A 16,856-nucleotide genomic window follows, 5' to 3' on the forward strand; every position below is an offset into this window, starting at 1 on the left:
TGCGTCCCGTGCATGAGACGGCGAAATCGAAACAGGCGGAAACGGGGCAGCGCAAAATGGATGAAAAGCTTAAGCAATATCGCGAAAGCATCAACAATATCGATGCCGCGCTGGTGTTCATGCTTGCCGAACGGTTCAAGGTAACCCAGGCGGTCGGCGAATATAAGGCCAAGAACCAGCTGCCTCCCGCCGACGGCGCGCGCGAAAAGGAACAGATCGCCCGCCTGCGTCAGCTCGCCAGCGACGCCAATCTCGACCCCGAATTTTCCGAAAAATTCCTGCGTTTCATCATTGATGAAGTGATTCGCCACCATGAACGGATCAAGGCAGAGGCCGACTAGGCCTCCACCCGTTCCGACTTCGGCAGTCGCAGGCGCACCAGCAGGCCGCCGAGATCTTCGCTTTCCTCAAGCGATACCGAGCCTTCGTATATCTCCGCGACATCCCGGACGATGGCCAGACCGAGCCCGGTTCCGGGCTTGCCGCTGTCGAGCCGCACGCCGCGGTCGAATATGCGTTGGCGTTCCGCTTCGGGAATGCCGCGGCCGTCATCCTCGATCAGCAGCTCGACAAATTCGTCCCCGCTTTCGACCGTGATGAAGACGCTGCCGCCGCCATATTTGGCGGCATTTTCGACGAGATTCCCGATCATTTCGTCGAGATCCTGACGCTCGACCGACGCGACCGCATCCTTGTCGCCGTCGATATCGATCCGGACATGCGGATAGAGCCGCCCGACTGCGCGTTCGACGGCCTGCAGGCTTTGCCAGACTTTCGCCCTGCTGTGCGCATGGCCGCGCCGGCCCACCGCCCGGGCGCGGGCCAGATGGTGATCGACCTGCCGCCGCATGACACCGGCCTCGCGGATCACCGTATCGGCCAGATCATCGGCCTTGGCGGTGGCGCTGTTCATGATCACCGTCAGCGGGGTTTTCAGCGCGTGGGCAAGATTGCCGGCGTGGCGCCGCGCCTCCTCTGCCTGCTTCTCATTATGGTCGAGCAAGGCGTTGAGTTCATCGACCATCGGCGTGACCTCGATCGGCATCGGTTCGACCACCCGGCGCTGCTGGCCGGTCCGCATGGCCGCGATGGCGCTGCGGATCTTGCGCAACGGCCAGAGACCGTAAAGCGTCTGCAGCGCCGCCATGCCGATCAGGCCGAGCGCCAGTATCAGGAAACTGTTGACCAGTATCGACCGGATATTGGCGATCTGGCCGTCCAGACCGTCGCGGCTTTGCGCCACCTGGAACAGCCATTTCGTGTCACTGTCGGGCAGGATGATCGTGCGCTCGAGCACGCGCAGCGGCTCGTCGGGGAACTGGTTGCTGTCATAAATATGGGTTTCGCGGTCATCATGGGCGATGTTCGAGACCAGCGTCCGGTCCCACAGCGAGCGCGAGGGAAAATCGTCGTGACCCTTGCCGCTGATCTGCCAGTAAAGCCCGCTATTGGGTTCGAGAAAGCGCTGGTCACCGAGCGGCCGGTTGAGGAATACCTCGCCATCCGGCCCGATTTCAGCCGAGGCGATCATCGCCGTCAGCACATATTCCAGCTGATTGTCGAAATTACGGGTAACCGCGTCGTTCAGCACCCGGTCCAGCGCGAAGCCGCCCCCGAACAGCAGGATCACGATCCAGGCCGCAGCGATGCCGATCATCCGGCGACCGAGCGATCCGGTGGTCTGCGTGCCTAGCCGAGATTGGGTTGCCGGTGCCTTTTCTTCGAGCAGACGATCTATCTGGGCCGGTTCATTCAGGCTTCGGGATCCTCTAGACTATAGCCAAGCCCCCGGATCGTGGAAATGACCTCGGCGCCCAGCTTCTTGCGGATGCGGGTCACAAATACCTCGATCGTGTTGGAATCGCGGTCGAAATCCTGATCGTAAATATGCTCGATCAGTTCGGTCCGCGACACGACCTTGCCCTTGTGGTGCATCAGATAGGAGAGAAGCTTATATTCCTGGGCGGTGAGCTTGACCGGACTGCCGTCGAGCGTGACCTTGCCGGACCGCGTGTCGAGACGCACATTGCCGGCGGTCAGCTCCGAAGAGGCATTGCCCGAAGCGCGGCGGATAAGCGCGCGCAGCCGGGCGATCAGTTCCTCGGTCTGGAAAGGCTTGGCCAGATAGTCATCGGCGCCGGCATCCAGACCGGCGACCTTGTCCGACCAGCTGTCGCGGGCGGTCAATACCAGCACCGGAAAATTACGCTCTTCCTTGCGCCAGCGATCGAGCACGGTCAGTCCGTCGATTTCGGGCAGGCCGAGATCCAGAATGACCGCGTCATAATCCTCGGTCGAGCCCATGAAATGGCCGTCCTCACCGTCTGTCGACAGGTCGATGGCATAGCCATTGGCTTCCAGTGTCGATTTGAGCTGCTGACCCAGCGTAGGTTCGTCTTCAACGATCAAGACGCGCATGCTTGTCCTCCGAAATAATGCCTGATTTTCAGGAATAGCCTATATCACCATCCCCCAAAGGCACAATGATATTAGAAAATTGCGACTGTCGCTGCTGATCAGCGGGACTGGCGCAATATGGTGCCGGTCCGGCCATCGACGTCAACGAATATCACCCGGCCGTCACGGATGAATTTCAGCCGGTAGACCTGCGCGCCGGGATCAAATTCGGGACCGATATATTCGCTGTCACCCATTTGCGGCAAAATCCGGTTTTCGATCGAGCGGATCGACTTCACCTTGCCCGCCATCATCTGGGCGCGCGCCTCATTCTGCTCGCCACGACGGTCCGCAGCAGAGGCTTGCGGCGCGATGGCCGACACACCAAGCGCCAGGAGGGGCAAAAAGGCAGTTATTTTCAACATCAGCACCCTCCTAGGCCCGGTGGTTTTAACATCACGTGAATAAGGTTTGTCTCGGCAAGTATAGAATTATCGGGTCATTTCATAGGTGATATTGAGCGAAACGACGGTTCCGACCTGCCCCGGAGCAACCGGCGGCGCGGACGAGGAAGCAGAAGCCTCCATCCGCATCATCGGTGCATCGGATTGATGCGACATGCCTTCGCTGATCGAAAGCACCCGAACACCGCTATATCCTTCTGCCCGGGCATAGCCCATGGCGCGTGCCTTGGCATTAGCAAGCGCCCGTTCCCGCGCGAGATCCTTCAACTTGCTGTCATCGCTGATCGAGAAAGACGGCCCGTTCAAATTGGTCGCACCGCTGCTGACAATCGCATCGAGAATTTCACCCAGCTTCGATATGTCATTCACCGTTGCCGAGACCTGATTGGAAACGACATAGCCGACAAAGCGGTTCTGCCGGCTTTCCTGGTCATAGTCATAATCGGCGCGAAGATTGATGCCGGTGGTCTGAATGTCCTTTTCGGCGATGCCGAGTGATTTGAGCCGGTTCATGACCGCCCGGGCCTGGACCGAGTTCTGGCGCAGCGCCTCGGTCGCCGTTTTCGCCCGGGTTTCAACGCCGGTGCTGAACATCGCCGTATCCGGCGCGCTGTCGACCTGTTCCGATACGCTCAGCTCAATCACCGGGTTCTGGGCGACAATTTCGACATTCGCGGCCTGCGCCATAGTGATCGGGCTCAGGGCCAGAGCCGCTCCGGCCAGTAAAATTGGGAATTTCATGATGTTCTCCATTGATTCAGTTCGTTGTAGACGAAGCTCTCTGAACGGCGGCTAAATAGTTTTGCCGGATCTTCCCGGTTTTTTCTCCCGGTCGTCCGTCACCGATCCTGTGGCCGTCGATCTCGACGACCGGCATGACCAGCAATGTGGACGATGTCACAAAGGCTTCCGCCGCATTTTTTGCCTCGTCTATGGAGAAAGCGCGCTCTTCGATTGTTAGTTCCATCAATTTCGCCTGCTCGAGCATTTCGATACGGGTGACGCCGGGCAGGATGCGACGATCAAGCTGATGCGAAATCAGCACGCCGTCCTGGCTGATGATGTAGGCATTCTGGGACGTTCCTTCGGTAATCATATCGCCATGCGCCATCCATGCATCATCGACTCCGGCTGCCATCGCCTCCATTTTCATGAGCGACGCGTAAAGCAGCTGGGTGGTCTTGATGTCGCATCTCTGCCAGCGCAGGTCAGGGCGTGTAATGATTGTCATGCCGCGGTCGGCCATCGGGTTGGCGACCAGCACCCGGGGCTGGGCAAAGGCGAATATTGTCGGGGCGGTATCCGGGCTGGGCCAGCGATAATCCCGCTCGTCCATCACCCCGCGCGATATCTGCAGATAGACCACGCCTTCCTGCAAATCATTTTGCGCCACCAGATTCCGCGACATGGCCGACCAGTCGGCAGAGGCATTGATCGAAAGCTCGCCGAGCGATCGTTCAAGCCGGCTGACATGACGATCCATATCGATCAGGCGGCCATTGATCACCGAGATCACCTCATAGACGGCATCGGAAAACAGCAGGCCACGGTCAAAAATCGAGATTTTGGCAGAAGACTTGGAGACATATTCGCCATTCAGATAGATTATATCCAATTTTTCCACCCGCCCCCGAAATAGCCTCTGCATTGCTAACAATCCGATATGGCGCGGCAGGTCAATGGCGTTTGTTTAAAAGAGAAGACTTGAGCCCGGGCCCGCTTGGCCCTAACGCGCGGTAACCATGGCTCAACCCCCGATCTTTGCATATGAGAATCTCTCGCTCCATCAAGGCGAAGGCTGGCTGTTCGAGAATCTCGACCTGCACGTCGGGCCGCGTGACCGGCTTGCACTGATCGGCCGCAATGGCGCCGGCAAGACGACGCTGCTGCGCCTGATCGCCGACCAGATCGAAGCGGACAAGGGCCAGCGGATGATCCAGCCGGGCACGAATATCGTCTATCTGGAGCAGGAACCCGACTTCACCCCGTTCGAAACCCTGCGAGACTTTGCCGTTTCGGGAGAGCAAGGCCCTGCCCTGCACGAGGTCGAGGCCATTGCCGATCAATTGGGCACCGATCTGTCCAAGGGAGCGGCCAAAGCCAGCGGCGGCGAGAAACGCCGGGCGGCGATCTGCCGGGCGCTGGCGTCCGACCCCGATCTGTTGCTGCTGGACGAGCCGACCAACCATCTCGATCTCGGGGCGATCGACTGGCTGGAAGACTGGCTCGGGCGTTACAAGGGCGCGTTCATCACCATCTCGCATGACAGAACCTTCCTGACCCGGCTGACCAAACAGACCATCTGGCTGGACCGCGGCGCCTTGCGGCGTCAGGAAATCGGTTTTGGCGGCTATGATGCCTGGATGGAGAAAATCCATGCGGATGAAGCGCAGGCGGCCAGCAAGATCGACGCCAAGCTGAAGCTCGAAGCACGCTGGCTCGAACGCGGTGTCACCGCGCGGCGCAAGCGCAATCAGGGACGCCTCGAGAAATTATGGGAAATGCGCGCGGCCCGCGCCGCGATGATCGGCCCGGCCGGTACCGCCAATCTCAAGATCCAGAATGACGACAGTCGCACCAAATCGGTAATCACCGCCGAAAATATCTCCAAGTCTTTCGGTGATCGCCAGATCATTCGCGACTTTTCGCTGCGCATCCAGCGCGGCGACCGGATCGGCATCGTCGGGGCCAATGGCGCCGGCAAGACGACATTGCTGAAGATGCTGACCGGCGAACTGGAACCGGACAGCGGCAAAGTGACGCTCGCCAAGACGCTCAACGGTGTGTTTATCGACCAGCAGCGCAGCTTGCTCGAAGGCAATAAAACGGTCCGCGACGTGCTCGCCGATGGCAGCGACTGGGTCGATGTGCGCGGCGACAAGAAACATGTGCAGGGCTATCTCAAGGAATTCCTGTTCGCGCCGTCGCTGATCGACGCCAAGGTCGGTACATTGTCCGGCGGCGAACAGTCCCGGCTTCTGCTAGCGCGCGAATTTGCGCGGATGTCCAACCTGCTGGTGCTTGACGAGCCGACCAACGACCTCGACCTGGAAACGCTCGATCTCCTGCAGGAAGTGATCGCCGATTATGAAGGCACGGTATTGCTGGTCAGCCATGACCGCGATTTTCTCGATCGCACGGTGACGGTAACGCTCGGCCTCGATGGCAGCGGAACGGTCGATATTGTGGCCGGCGGCTATGCCGAATGGGAAGCCCGGCGCAAGCCGCGGGCTCCGGCGCAGAAAGCGGCTTCCAAACCCGCGCAGTCCGGCAGCCAGGGAAGCCCCAAGGCGGCGGGCTCCAGCAAGAAATTGAGCTACAAGGACCAGCGCGACTATGATCTTCTGCCCGCGCGGATCGAGGCTATCGAACAGCGTATGGCGGAGATCGAAAAGACGCTCGCCGACCCCGATCTCTATACGCGCGATTTCCCGCGCTTCGAGGCGCTGACCAAAGAGAATAGCGCCCTGATCGACGAGAAAGACGAAGCCGAAATGCGCTGGCTGGAACTGGCAGAAGAAGTCGAGCGGCTGGCCGACAATTGATCAGCCGGGCAGGCGATAATATTCCGCCAGCCGGTCCAGTGCGATTTTCAGCACCAGCTTGCCGGAGCGCGCTGGCCAGCCGAGATTTTTCTCCGCGGCCGGAGTCCCCTCCCCGCCGCATATAATCCGCCAGGCGATATCGGACAGGTCGCTGCCCAGATGATCGATCGCCTTCTCGAAACGCAGCCTGGCCGAAAGCTGCGCTTCCGTCTCGTTCAGGACATGCGGCGCAGCCCGCTTGCCGCCGGCCACCGGCGCGGCATCCCATCGCATCGTCACGCTGGGCGCCAGATTGGCCCGTTCCCAGTCGGCCCGCAATTTTTCCCCAGCGTCAAACTGCCGGTCGGACAAATGGCCTCTTGCGTGCAACCATCCCAGGGGCGATTCCGCGAGATTGACCGTAACACTGCGCGCCCGCCTGCGCGGCGCTTCGCGCCCCTGCCTTTCCTCGCCATCCTGCGGCAGCGCCCGTTCGGCGAGCAGACGCGGTCCGGATGGTGATTTGTCTCTTCTGGTTCTGCTGGCGGACATATAATCTCCTCTTTGGCTTGCAACCCTCTTGCCATTTTGGCAATATTGTAGGAAAGGATAAAACCATATAGGTTTGGAGATATTTATGATCAGCCGTATCAGAGACGTTCGCAAGGCCAAGGGACTGACGCTCGACGATGTCGCGATGCGGTGCGAGCCGCCGACGACCGCCCAGACCATCGGGCGGCTCGAAACCGGCACCCGGACCCTGTCACTCGGCTGGCTGAACCGGATTGCCGATGCTTTGGGCGTGGACAGCGCGGCACTCCTGTCGCTGCCCGATCAGGAGGAATTGCCGGTCGCCGCCATTCTCGATCACAAGGGCGCACACGCGCTCGGCAAGGTCGAGCATATATATCAACCGGCGATCGAGCCGGCGATGGTGGCGCTGCGCGTCAAGAGCAGCGTCGGCGACTATCGCGCCGGCGACGATGTCTGGCTTTCCCGGCGGAGCGCCGATCAATTTGGCAGCGCGCTCAACCGGGACATATTGATCCCTCGCCCCGCCGGGCGCTTTCTGTTCGGTCGCCTTATCGGTCGTCAGGACAACAAGCTGCATATCCTGCCGCTGGGCAGCGGCGCGCGGCAGCAGATTGTCAGCGACCCCGAATGGATCGGCGTCGCGGTGCGGCTGGTACGGGAGCTTTAGGGACCGGATGCCGGGACGCTTGCCATGACCCAGCCGCTGCGTGTGCTGACCCTGTCGACCCTGTTCCCCAATGCGGCGGCGCCCAATTTCGGGATATTTGTCGAGCGGCAGACTGTCGAGCTCGCGGGCCGCGCTGAAGCAGATGTTACGGTCATCAATCCGGTCGGGATGCCGCCCTTCCCCCTGAACAGGCTTGGACAATATAGGGTGCTGCAATCTCTGCCGGAGCGTGAAGAGTGGCGGGGGCTGGACGTTTATCGCCCCCGGTTCAGGTTGATCCCCCGGTTCGGCGGAGCCGATAATCCGCGCCGTATCGCCGAAGCGGTCCTGCCGCTGGTGGAAAAATTACACGCGAAAGCGCCGTTCGATGTCATCGATGCGGAATTTTTCTATCCCGACGGGCCGGCTGCGATGCGCCTTGCCGCTGCTCTGGGCATTCCCTTCACGATCAAGGCGCGCGGGGCGGACATCCATCACTGGCGCAGCGATCCGAAATGCCGCGCCCAGATCCTCGAGGCTGCTGACAAGGCCGGCGCTCTGCTGGCGGTGTCCGAGGCGCTGAAGCAGGATATGGTCGCCCTTGGCATGGATGGAGGCCAGATTTCCGTTCACTATACCGGACTGGACCAGGAGAAGTTCATCCCTGTCGACAGGACAGCAGCCAAGCAGGCCCTGGGGGTCAGCGGTCCGCTGTTCATCACCACCGGCGCGCTGATCACGCGCAAGAATCAGGATTTGGTGATCCGCGCCCTGCCCCATATTCCCGGGGCCACGTTGATGCTCGCGGGCGCGGGCGACCGGGAGCAGGCATATCGGGCGCTCGCCAGACAGCTGGGCGTCGCGGGGCGCGTCCGTTTCCTCGGCAGCGTTCCACATGATCAGCTGCCGCACCTCACTGCCGCCGCCGATATCGCGATTCTCGTGTCGCAATCCGAGGGGCTCGCCAATGCCTGGGTTGAGGCGCTTGCCTGCGGTACGCCGCTGGTCATTAGCGCGGCCGGTGGGGCGCGTGAGCTGGTGACCAGCCCGGATGCCGGACGGATCGTCGACCAGAGCGTCGAAGCGATTGTCGAAGCCGCCAAGGCGCTGCTTGCCGACCCGCCGGCGCAGGATGTGGTTCGGTCAACGGTCAGCCAGTTCAGCTGGCAGAATAACGGTGATCAATTGCTGGCCATCTTGCGGCAGGCATCCGGCCAATATTAGGCCAGCGGCAGAAAGGCGCCGATTATCCAGCGTTCTTCAGCCCGGAGCACACCCCAGGTCCGCGCCGCAGCGCGGCTGTCCATGACTTCCAGTCCCATACCGGCTGCCTCCACTTCCCGCCGGAAGGCGGCGGGCGGTTGCAGCATCGACGGGCCGCTGCCGAGCAGGAGAAATTCCGGCTTGGGAGACAGGTTCAGACTGGACAATATCTCCGCTAGATTTAGCTCGTCGAGAGCCGCACCCGTCCAGCCCACAGCCTGTTCTGGCGAAATCAGCAGACCTTGCTCGAACCGCTGGTCACCGCTCTTGAAGCCGCTGGCCGTAAAGCCGGTAATGACCGGACCGGTAAATTCGACATCCTTGCGTAACTCTACCAAGGGTCAGCCAACCTGCTCCGGCCCGCCCAGCTTCTCCGCCTTGTCATTGTCCGATTCAGCGGGGACGAATGTGTCCGGGCCAACCTTGAGCCAGATCAGGATCGGAGCGGCCATATAGACCGAGCTATAGGTACCGACGAAGACGCCGAAGAACATCGCCACGGAGAAGCCGAAAATCACGTCCGGCCCCCAGAGGATCAGGGCGCCCAGCGCGATCAGCATGGTCAAGCTGGTCATCACCGTCCGCGCCAGCGTCTCGTTCACCGACAGGTCGAGCAAGGCGATGATATCCATCTTGCGATATTTCTTCAGATTCTCGCGGATACGGTCGAACACCACGATCGTGTCGTTGAGCGAATAGCCGATGATTGTCAGCAGCGCGGCAACGATATTAAGATTGAATTCCATCTGGGTCAGCGCGAACAGGCCGAAGGTCAGCGCAACGTCGTGCACCAGCGCGAACAGGGCACCGACACCGAACTGCCATTCGAAACGGATCCAGATATAGATGGAGATCGCTATAATCGCAGCAATCAGCGAGAAAGTGCCCTTCTCGAACAGTTCCGACGACACTTTGCCGGAGACCGACTCGACCCCGTCGATGCGGACATCGGGATGATCGGCGCGCAGCGTCGAGACGATTTTTTCGGTCATTTCATTCGCCGCTTCGGGGCGCGATTCGGCTTCGGCCGGCAGCCGCATCCGGATCGAGACTTCATTGGCATCGCCAAATCGCTGGATCGTCGCTTCGCCATAGCCGAGACCGCCGATACGGTCGCGCAGCTCGGATATCGGCGCGGTTTCCGTTTCGGTAAAGGTCGCCTGGATCATCTGGCCGCCGATGAAGTCGACGCCGAAATTCAGCCCCTTGGCAGCGACCAGCCCGATCGACGCGATGATCGTCAAAATGCTGAAAGCCATGGCGATATTGCGCCATTTCAGAAAGCTGATGTTGGTGTCGTCCGGAACAAGCTTGATCAATTTCATATCACCAACTCCTGCGGACGGGCTTTTCTTGCCCAGAGCGCCACAAACATTCTGGTTACGACCACGGCGGTAAAGACGGATGAGGCGATACCGATCATCAGCACGACCGCGAAGCCCTTGACCGGCCCGGAGCCGAACATGAACAGCAGCACACCGGCAATGATATTGGTGATATTCGCGTCAAAAATAGCGCGCGAGGCCTCTTTATAGCCCACTTCGATCGCCTGGATGACCCTTCGCCCGCGCCGTCGCTCTTCGCGTATTCGCTCGTTGATCAGCACATTGGCGTCAACGGCAGAACCGACGGTCAGCACGAAACCCGCGATACCCGGCAGCGTCAACGTCGCGTTGAACATCGCCATCACCCCGACGATGATGAACAGGTTCAGCGCCAGCGCGATATTGGCATACATGCCAAAGCGGCCATAGGTGACGACCATGAAGGTCAGCACGGCAACGGTAGCGATGATCGCGGCGATCATGCCCTTGTCGATCGAATCCTTGCCGAGATCGGGACCGACGGTGCGTTCCTCGACGATCTTCAGTTCGACCGGCAGTGCACCGGAGCGCAGGGCAATCGCCAGCTGGTTCGCACTTTCGACCGAGAAATTGCCCGAAATCTGCGCCGAACCACCAAGGATCGGCTCGTTGATATTGGGCGCGGACAGCACCTTGCCGTCAAGGATGATGGCAAAGGGCCGGCCGACATTATTCTGGGTCAGCCGGGCGAATTTGGCCCCGCCCTCGCTGTCGAACGTGATATTGACCACCGCCGCGTTGGTTTGCTGGTCAAAGCCCTGGCCGGCGTCGGTCAGCTTGTCGCCGCTGATCCCGCCGAGCCGCTTGACCGCAATATTCGGCAATCCGGTCGGATTGTCGGGATAGGGGAAAATCTGGCTGCCCACCGGTGCCCGGCCTGCGGCCACCGCATTGGGGTCGGCCTCATAGTCGACCAGCTTGAATTCCAGTTTCGCGGTCTGTCCGAGCAGCGCCTTCAGCGCTTCCGGATCATCCAGTCCCGGTACTTGCACCACGATCCGGTTATCGCCCTGGCGGATGATCGTGGGTTCGCGCGTGCCCATTTCGTCGATCCGGCGGCGGATCACGTCGGTCGCCGTTTCCATGGCATTTTCGACGGCATTTTCCAGACCCGCTGCGGTCGGGGTCAGGACAAAGCGCGTATCGTCGCGCACTTCGATGTCCCAGTCGCGCTGGCCGGTCAGGCCTGCCCCGCTGGTCAGCGGCACGATCGCATCACGCGCTGCATCGACCTGGGTGCTGTCGCGCACCATGAAGCTCAATACACCGTCGCGCCGGGATATATCGCCGATGCCAATCCGCGGACTGGCGCGGCGCATTTCCGCGCGCACCGATTCTTCCATCGTCTCGAGCCGGGCAGTCGCGACATCGGCCGGATCCGCTTCCAGCAGGATATGGCTGCCGCCCTGGAGATCGAGCCCCAGATTGATGGTTACATTCGGCAGAAAGCTCGGCCAATATTGCCGGCCATTCTCGCCAAGCAGGCTGGGTATGGACATCAGCACGCCAAGGGCCAGCAGCAGAGAAATGGAAATGACTTTCCAGCGCGGGAAATCGAGCATCGAAATTAACTTTCTATATCACCGCGATCAGTCGTTCGCGGGTTTGGCACCGCCGCGTGGCATGACATCGGTCAACGTCGCCTTGATCGCCTTGACACGGACGCCATTGGCGATTTCGACTTCGACATATTCATCGTCAACCTTGACCGCCTTGCCGACCAGTCCGCCGCCGGTCACGACTTCGTCATTCTTCTTGACCGCGCCGACCTTTGCCTGATGCTCTTTCATCTTCTTTTGCTGCGGACGAATGAGCAGAAAATAGAAAACCGCAAAAATAAGCACCAGCGGCATTACCGAAATCAGAAAGCCTCCGGCCCCGCCGGCACCAGCTGCTGCAGATAATATAGTGATTGATGTCATGAACTCGTCCCGATTGTTGCAATTTTTTATGTGTGCTGCCCGGGCTCTTGTTTCAAGCCCCGAAACAGCCGACCCAGATGTTGCGCGCGCCTATCACGCGCTTGTCACAGGTGCAACGAAATCCGTATTCAGGAAAGGTTGCGAACATGACGCAAACGACTTGCCAAGCTTCCCCGACCACCATATATGCCCAGCCTCGGTCGGGACGTAGCGCAGCCTGGTAGCGCATCACACTGGGGGTGTGGGGGTCGGAGGTTCGAATCCTCTCGTCCCGACCAGTTTTTCAATGACTTAGCAGGAACTATCCAGCCGAATTGGGTTATTAGTACGGGGTTTAGTACGGGGAAATTTCTTAAACGATTCCACCGGGCGATTGCGACGGCATCAAGGCACGATCAGTTTTGGGAATTATCGTAGCCAAACCATTTTAACTTTTAATCAGTAGGTCGCTGGTTCGAACCCAGCAGGGCTCACCATAGTTTTCATATAGTTAGTGAGAATTACCGTTCTAGAAATCAGTTTTAGAACGGTAATTAGAACGGTGAACTGCGCTTGAAACATGGCGATGTTGGCCGGGTTTTGAAAATCATCGATAATCGCAATGGTGAATTACTGGGCAAATTTATTACCAGCTGTTTTGCCAATCGCTTCAGCTAGCGCCAACAACTTTCGGTATGCGCGAATGATATCTGAACGACTACCGGCTTGCGCCGGTAGGTTCGGATGGAGAGGCTGAAGCCATTTCAAGGGGATTGGTGTGATATTCGAGGTAGCGCATTATCACATCGTCAGTGATGTTACCGCTGGTCGTGCAAAAATAGCCGCGAGCCCAGAAGCGCTGGCCCCAATAGCGTTTGCGGATATGTTCGAACTCCTGCTGAATGCGACGTGACGAGCGCCCTTTGGCCTTTTGCACGAAGGCGCTGACAGCGATCTTGGCTGGTATTTCGACAAACATGTGAACGTGATCGTGCGAAAGCAGACCCTTGATGATCCTCACGTCCATTTCATCGCAAACCTGCCGGACAATATCGCGGACCCGCATACGCACCGCACCGTGCAACACTTTGAACCGATATTTCGGCACCCATACTATATGATAGCGATGGTGAAAAATTGTGTGACTGCCTCGTGTATATGCCATAGCCTGTATCCTCGGAGAAAAAGAGATGCACCCCTTCGGGTTCTCTTTTTCTCCGAGGATACAGGCTAAACGGCTAAAGCCTCTTACCGGCTCAAAGCCGGTGGGTTTGCTCCCCTAGAAGAGACACTAAAGTGCAGGGCGAGCAGCAGCGTCGCGGACATGTCCGATTGGGAGATGGCCGCCGTGAGTCTTTCCGCATGGTGGATTTTGACAAGACGCTTACGGTCGCAATCAATCGGTATTTATTATTTGTTGGCAACGGTGCGACTGGAACGGTGCCTGAGCCATGCGCAGAATGCACTTTATGTCCATGGAGAGATCATTGCTCGAAATTATGGGAGGAAAATGACCATCTGTCGCAGATTTGCGGACTTGGGAAACTACAAGCTCAAAAACTACGCGAAGCAGGAATCGAAACCGCCGCTGACTTGGCTGCAGCCTCTGATGACACGCGCATACCGCACATGGCCCCAGTAACATTTACCAAATTTCTTGCACAAGCCCGCTTGCAACAAGCGCGCAAGGATGGAGGCAAACCGGTGGTTGAGCCTTTACCGCAGGAAGAAAGTCGTGGTTTTGCAATGTTGCCAGAACCACACCCCGCTGACCTGGTCTTCGATCTGGAAGGGGATCCTTTAGAAGAAGGCGGGCTCGATTATCTTTGGGGTGTCCATTACAGCGATGGCGGCAAACCTGATTTTCGTTTTCGATGGGGGCATGACCATTCTGCGGAACGCCTCGCATTTGAAGACACGCTGGACTGGATGCCGAATCATCTGCGATCTAATCTGGGCGCTCACGTCTATCATTATGCCCCCTATAAAATTACCTCGCTGCGCCGACTTTCTACCCTTCATGCCAGCCGCGAGGAGGAACTGGATGGATTGCTGCGCCAACGCCGCTTCGTCGACCTTTATGATGTATTGCGGCAGGCAGTCAGGACATCAGAACCAATTTTGTCACTTAAGGCCACCTCGAAAGATAGTCCTTCCCAGACCGATCAAAATCCGATTCAAGGATTCTGACGCAACGGGGGAATTTGGATCATGAGCCAGCGGGGATTTTTTGATTTGGAGCATCGCTATGAGGGGCTGGACGCGAAGTCTGATCCTTTGGTGGCGATATTGTCGGCGGTTCCCTTTTAGCTGTTCCGGGTCAAGCTGAAGACAGCTCTGGTGAAGGGCGGGCTGCGGCGGGCAGACGCTGACCGTAAGAGTTTGGCGGGCCGCATGCCTTGGGATGAGGTGCTGATCTTCAAGGCATTGGTGCTTCAGGCGCTCTAAAATCTGTCGGACGACGCGATGGAATATCAGTTGCGCGACCGGCTGTCGTTCATGCGGTTCGTCGGGCTGGGACTGGAAGATGCGGTGCCAGATGCCAAAACGCTGTGGCTATATCGGGAAGCGCTCGGCAAAGCCGGGGCGGTTGAGGGGCTGTTCAATCAGTTTGACAGCTACCTCAAAGCAAAGGGCTATCTTGCGATGGGCGGTCAGATCATCGATGCGACCATCGTTCCGGCCCCGCGCCAGCGCAACACGCGCGATGATAATATGACGGTCAAAGCCGGGGGAACGCCAGCAGACTGGGAGGCACACCCCGCCAAGAACCGCCAGAATGACAAGGATGCGCGCTGGACGAAGAAGCATGGGAAGTCGCACTTCGGCTACAAGAATCACATCAACATCGACCGTCGGCACAAGTTGGTGCGGCGCTACGCGGTCAGCACGGCCTCGGTGCATGACAGCCAGAAATTGGAGGATGTGCTTGACCCTGATAACACCGCCAGCGGCGTGTGGGCCGATAGCGCTTATCGCAGCAAAGAGAGTGAGGAGATGCTCGCCGAGCGCGCGATGAAGAGCCATATCCACCGGCGCGGCAGCCGAGGAAAACCGCGCACGCCGCGTCAGGAAGCCGCCAACAAGACCCGCTCAAAAGTCCGTGCATGGGTCGAGCATGTGTTTGGCAACCAGCACAACAGCATGGGCGGAAAGTTCGTCCGCACCATCGGCATCGTCCGGGCCGCGGTGAAGATCGGGATGCAGAACCTAGCCTATAACATGCGCCGTCTGGTGGTGCTGGAAAGGGCGGCAGCCGTCGCCAAATGAGGCCAGAGACCCGACAGAAGGCCTGAACCACACCAAAACGGGCCGGCGCGTCCCGCAAATAATCGGGCTTCTTGGCCAGTGCGGGAACCAAATCGCTACTTCAGCCCGAAATCGCCATTGTTCGAGATCGCCTTAAAACGATGGAGGTTTTCTTTGCGGACGCCCGTGAAGGTGACGTGACCAAAGCCGATCAATCGATCGTGGAATATAAGAGCTGGAAAATGACTGGCGATGCAGCGACGCTTGACGGCATTCTTGATTACAACAAAGTAGACTGCGAAAATACCGAAGCACTGCGTGATTGGCTTATTGGAATTCGCAACAAAGACCTGCCTTGGCGTCCCTTCGGTCCTGCTACGGCTGACAAAGAAGGTAAAAGCGAAGAACGAGCAGAAGCGGAAGCTGCCGCTCAGGCATTGATTATCCGCTGCTGGAATCTATGTCCGACCTGCTCGGCTATGTGAGCTTCTTCGAGAATTTCTTGCAGATCATCATTCTGCTGCTGGCCTGGACAATCGTCATCATCGTCTTCTTCATCCTTTCGATCCAAGCTGTTCGTTACGCTGGTCAAGTTCGAGCTCACGACCTTAGGTTCCTCAGGCCGCGTAACGTTCCTCGATTAGTTCGAAAAACCGCCTGAGTGCGGGATTCTCGTTGTCCTTGCACCAGAAGAGCGCGAATTCCAGACGTGCAGGCATGCCTTGACTAAATATCTCCCGGAAAGTGAGGTCTGGCCATGTGATACCTTGAGAGGCCTCAGTAGTGATTGCAATGAAACGTCCCGCCGAGACCATGCTGATTACGCTTTCGAGGCTCGTATCCTGCACAATGATATTTGGACGGTAACCCTGCTCGGTCAACCGCGCTGCCAGCATGTTGGCAATGACTGGGCCGATACCACTGGATGGCACAACGAAGACTTCACGGCGCAAATCGCTCCAATGGATGCGTTCCTTTTTCAACAGCGGGTGCCCGGTATTCAAAGCAATCAGCAGGCGCTCTGACCATAATGGTCGCACTGCGATTCCATTTTCGATCAGGTCAGCAGGGGAGATAGCAACATCGATGCTGCGCGACTGCAAACAGGCCCGCAGCTTCTCAGATCTAGCCTCAACGCCGTCGAATTGAACATCGGGAAATTGTGTCAGATAGTCCGAAAAGGCGAGTTTGAGTTTTCCGGTTAGCAAAGATGAACTGTAGCCCACCGCAATGCGACCCTGCTCGCCGTAGCTGACTGCTGCAGCCGTAGTCCTCAGGTTGTCGACATCGGTCACAATGCGGCGCGCCTGCTCGATGAACGCTCTGCCATTCTCGGTCGGCTGCGCGCCGCGAGTTGTGCGTTCAAAGAGCTTTACACCCAAGCGCACCTCAAGTTGTGTCACCTTGCGACTAAGAGTTGATTGCTTTACGTTGAGGGCAGCGGCCGCTCGTGAAAAGCTCTGTGTGTCAGCAGCTAGGACCGCATAACGCAATTGGCGGATTTCGATACCCAT

General features: G+C 58.5%; 18 protein-coding genes, 1 tRNA gene and 2 pseudogenes. 9 read left to right on the plus strand and 12 right to left on the minus strand.

Annotation, left to right across the window (positions count from 1 at the left end; all coding sequences use genetic code 11):
- Window positions 1–56: 56 nt before the first annotated feature.
- Entirely contained in the window at window positions 57–341 is a 285-nt protein-coding gene (locus CHN51_RS18235) for a chorismate mutase (protein ID WP_100095752.1), read from the plus strand.
- On the opposite strand, the gene CHN51_RS18240 is transcribed toward CHN51_RS18235, so the two are convergent.
- From CHN51_RS18240 to CHN51_RS18260, 5 genes are all read right to left on the minus strand, one after another.
- The gene (locus tag CHN51_RS18240) at window positions 338–1,657 is read right to left on the minus strand and encodes a HAMP domain-containing sensor histidine kinase (protein WP_100095291.1); all 1,320 of its coding nucleotides are present in this window, start codon (window positions 1,655–1,657) and stop codon (window positions 338–340) included. The two genes, CHN51_RS18235 and CHN51_RS18240, sit on opposite strands and share 4 nt — an antisense overlap.
- 95 nt (window positions 1,658–1,752) lie before the next feature.
- Window positions 1,753–2,418, minus strand: coding sequence for a response regulator transcription factor (locus CHN51_RS18245; protein ID WP_089132861.1), 666 nt, complete (start codon window positions 2,416–2,418; stop codon window positions 1,753–1,755).
- 98 nt (window positions 2,419–2,516) lie between these two features.
- The gene (locus CHN51_RS18250) at window positions 2,517–2,822 is read right to left on the minus strand and encodes a PepSY domain-containing protein (RefSeq protein WP_100095292.1); all 306 of its coding nucleotides are present in this window, start codon (window positions 2,820–2,822) and stop codon (window positions 2,517–2,519) included.
- A gap of 66 nt (window positions 2,823–2,888) precedes the next feature.
- Complete coding sequence (locus CHN51_RS18255) at window positions 2,889–3,602, minus strand: SIMPL domain-containing protein (protein ID WP_100095293.1); 714 nt, start codon at window positions 3,600–3,602, stop codon at window positions 2,889–2,891.
- A 16-nt stretch (window positions 3,603–3,618) separates the two neighbouring features.
- Window positions 3,619–4,476 carry an aminotransferase class IV gene (locus CHN51_RS18260; RefSeq protein WP_240616802.1) on the minus strand — a complete coding sequence of 286 codons (858 nt, stop codon included), beginning with the start codon at window positions 4,474–4,476 and terminating at the stop codon, window positions 3,619–3,621.
- A gap of 127 nt (window positions 4,477–4,603) precedes the next feature.
- Here CHN51_RS18260 and CHN51_RS18265 point away from each other — a divergent pair, with 127 nt between their 5' ends.
- Window positions 4,604–6,406 carry an ATP-binding cassette domain-containing protein gene (locus CHN51_RS18265; RefSeq protein ID WP_100095295.1) on the plus strand — a complete coding sequence of 601 codons (1,803 nt, stop codon included), beginning with the start codon at window positions 4,604–4,606 and terminating at the stop codon, window positions 6,404–6,406.
- On the opposite strand, the gene CHN51_RS18270 is transcribed toward CHN51_RS18265, so the two are convergent.
- The gene (locus tag CHN51_RS18270) at window positions 6,407–6,937 is read right to left on the minus strand and encodes a DUF6456 domain-containing protein (RefSeq protein WP_100095296.1); all 531 of its coding nucleotides are present in this window, start codon (window positions 6,935–6,937) and stop codon (window positions 6,407–6,409) included.
- Between the two features lie 85 nt (window positions 6,938–7,022).
- Here CHN51_RS18270 and CHN51_RS18275 point away from each other — a divergent pair, with 85 nt between their 5' ends.
- On the plus strand, window positions 7,023–7,586 hold the full coding sequence (locus CHN51_RS18275; RefSeq protein ID WP_100095297.1) for a helix-turn-helix transcriptional regulator: 564 nt from the start codon (window positions 7,023–7,025) through the stop codon (window positions 7,584–7,586).
- A gap of 24 nt (window positions 7,587–7,610) precedes the next feature.
- Window positions 7,611–8,789, plus strand: a complete 1,179-nt coding sequence (locus tag CHN51_RS18280) for a glycosyltransferase (RefSeq protein WP_100095298.1) — start codon at window positions 7,611–7,613, stop codon at window positions 8,787–8,789.
- Here CHN51_RS18280 and CHN51_RS18285 read toward each other — a convergent pair.
- The 4 genes from CHN51_RS18285 to yajC are packed head-to-tail and all read right to left on the minus strand — an operon-like array spanning window position 8,786 to window position 12,114.
- A complete protein-coding gene (locus tag CHN51_RS18285) occupies window positions 8,786–9,166 on the minus strand; it encodes an Mth938-like domain-containing protein (protein WP_206169913.1) in 381 nt (126 codons plus the stop codon). The two genes, CHN51_RS18280 and CHN51_RS18285, sit on opposite strands and share 4 nt — an antisense overlap.
- 3 nt (window positions 9,167–9,169) lie before the next feature.
- Window positions 9,170–10,153: a protein translocase subunit SecF gene (gene secF / locus CHN51_RS18290; RefSeq protein WP_100095299.1), complete on the minus strand. Its 984-nt coding sequence runs from the start codon at window positions 10,151–10,153 to the stop codon at window positions 9,170–9,172.
- Window positions 10,150–11,754 (minus strand): protein translocase subunit SecD, encoded by a 1,605-nt coding sequence (gene secD / locus CHN51_RS18295; RefSeq protein WP_100095300.1) that lies wholly within the window; start codon window positions 11,752–11,754, stop codon window positions 10,150–10,152. Before secD ends, secF begins: the two co-directional genes overlap by 4 nt.
- A 27-nt stretch (window positions 11,755–11,781) precedes the next feature.
- Window positions 11,782–12,114 (minus strand): preprotein translocase subunit YajC, encoded by a 333-nt coding sequence (gene yajC, locus CHN51_RS18300; protein ID WP_100095301.1) that lies wholly within the window; start codon window positions 12,112–12,114, stop codon window positions 11,782–11,784.
- 201 nt (window positions 12,115–12,315) lie between these two features.
- Here yajC and CHN51_RS18305 point away from each other — a divergent pair.
- A tRNA-Pro gene (locus tag CHN51_RS18305) sits at window positions 12,316–12,392 on the plus strand.
- Window positions 12,393–12,811: 419 nt separating this feature from the next.
- On the opposite strand, the gene tnpA is transcribed toward CHN51_RS18305, so the two are convergent.
- Window positions 12,812–13,258 carry an IS200/IS605 family transposase gene (gene tnpA / locus CHN51_RS18310; protein WP_100095302.1) on the minus strand — a complete coding sequence of 149 codons (447 nt, stop codon included), beginning with the start codon at window positions 13,256–13,258 and terminating at the stop codon, window positions 12,812–12,814.
- Window positions 13,259–13,389: 131 nt separating this feature from the next.
- Between tnpA and CHN51_RS18315 the strand changes: the two genes are divergently transcribed.
- The 4 genes and pseudogenes from CHN51_RS18315 to CHN51_RS20235 all read left to right on the plus strand — a co-directional run.
- Complete coding sequence (locus CHN51_RS18315) at window positions 13,390–14,283, plus strand: TM0106 family RecB-like putative nuclease (RefSeq protein ID WP_100095303.1); 894 nt, start codon at window positions 13,390–13,392, stop codon at window positions 14,281–14,283.
- A 21-nt stretch (window positions 14,284–14,304) separates the two neighbouring features.
- Window positions 14,305–15,363, plus strand: a pseudogene (locus CHN51_RS18320) (IS5 family transposase).
- 71 nt (window positions 15,364–15,434) lie between these two features.
- Window positions 15,435–15,827 (plus strand): ribonuclease H-like domain-containing protein, encoded by a 393-nt coding sequence (locus tag CHN51_RS18325; protein ID WP_123906362.1) that lies wholly within the window; start codon window positions 15,435–15,437, stop codon window positions 15,825–15,827.
- A pseudogene (locus tag CHN51_RS20235) lies at window positions 15,770–15,953 on the plus strand (type IV secretion system protein); the annotation flags it as partial. The gene CHN51_RS18325 and the pseudogene CHN51_RS20235, both read left to right, overlap by 58 nt.
- 6 nt (window positions 15,954–15,959) lie before the next feature.
- Here CHN51_RS20235 and CHN51_RS18335 read toward each other — a convergent pair.
- A complete protein-coding gene (locus tag CHN51_RS18335) occupies window positions 15,960–16,856 on the minus strand; it encodes a LysR family transcriptional regulator (RefSeq protein ID WP_100095305.1) in 897 nt (298 codons plus the stop codon).

Origin of the sequence: Sphingorhabdus sp. YGSMI21, from assembly GCF_002776575.1 — a bacterium.
Taxonomy (GTDB): Bacteria; Pseudomonadota; Alphaproteobacteria; order Sphingomonadales; family Sphingomonadaceae; genus Parasphingorhabdus.